Below are 1,340 nucleotides of genomic sequence, written 5' to 3' on the forward strand. Positions count from 1 at the left end.
GCACCAGTTGGCCGTCCGTGGCCCGGGGCCGGGCCAGCAGCAGGTTTTCCCGCAGTGTGCTGTCGAACAGGTGGGTGGCGGGCCCGCACCACCCCAGTTGCTCCCGCACCGCGTCGCCCGGGCAGGACAGCGTGTCGACGCCGTCGATCCGGACGTGCCCCGCCGAGGGGTCGAGATAGCGCATGATCGCCGCGAGGGTACTGCTCTTGCCCGAGCCCGACGGTCCACACAGGACGGTCGCGCGGGGGCCCGCGGCGAGGTTCACCCCGCGTACCGCGTCCTCCGCCGCACCCGGCCACCGCACGGCGAGTCCGCTGGTGGCCAGCGTGGCGGCGGGCACCGGGATCGCGCGGGGCCGCGCCGGTTCACTGCTCGGCGTCGCGGTCGCGTCCAGTTCGCTCAGGCGGCGGGCGCTGTGCCGAGCGCTCAGGAACCGTTGTGCCGCTTCGGGAAGCGCGGCGACGAGCTCGGTCGCGGCCAGCGGGGTGAGGGCGAGCACGGCGAGTGCGGGGCCCGGGAGGCGGCCGGCCGCCAGCGCGGCGATCCCGGCCGTGAGGCAACCGATCATGGTCGCCCCGATCGCGAGCGTGCCCACCCCGGCGCCGAGGCCGCGCGCCGCGGCGGAACGGCGCAGTGCGCGGGTCAACTCGGCCGTGACACCGCGGAGCGCCTCGTGGCGGCGGCCCGCGGCACCGAAGGCGATCAGATCCGGTGCCGCCTCCAGGATTTCCACCGTGCGGGAGCCGGCCTCGGCGCGCAGCGTGGTGGTGTCGCGTTCGGCCTTGCGGGCCGCGAGCGCGGACAGGGCGGGCGCGAGCAGTCCGGCGCAGGCGAGGCCGCCCAGCACGACCACCCCGGCCTCCGGCAGGAGCGCGCCGAGCGCGCCCGCCATCCCGAGGCCCACCAGCCCGGCCGAGACCGCGGGCACCAGTACCCGGACCAGCACGTCCTGCTGGCTGTCCACATCGGACACCACGCGGGTGAGCAGGTCGCCCCGGCGCAGGTGCTCGGTGATCGCCGGGCCCAGCCGCACCAGCGTGGACCACACCCGGACCCGCATCCCGGCCAGCGCGCGCAGCGCGACGTCGTGGGACAGCAGGCGTTCGGCGTACCGGAGCACGCCCTTGGCCACGCCGAAGGCGCGCACGGCGACGATCGCGACCGTCAGGGACAACACGGGCGGGTGCAGGGCGGCCGCCGAGATCAGCCACGCCGAGGTGGCGGTGAGTGCCACCGCGCTGCCCAGGGCGCCCGCCCCGGCGAGGCAGGCCAGCGCCAGCCGCCCGCGGTAGGGCCGCACCGCCGAGCGCAACCACCCTTCGGACCGGTTCCGGCCGTAG

1 protein-coding gene is annotated in these 1,340 nt (G+C 76.9%); it reads right to left on the reverse strand.

The features are described 5' to 3' along the window. The coding region (gene cydC / locus FNH05_RS37385; protein ID WP_144593540.1) for a thiol reductant ABC exporter subunit CydC at positions 1–1,340 on the reverse strand (1,340 nt) is incomplete at both ends.

Source organism: Amycolatopsis rhizosphaerae, assembly GCF_007713715.1.
In the GTDB taxonomy this organism is placed as follows: domain Bacteria; phylum Actinomycetota; class Actinomycetes; order Mycobacteriales; family Pseudonocardiaceae; genus Amycolatopsis_E; species Amycolatopsis_E rhizosphaerae.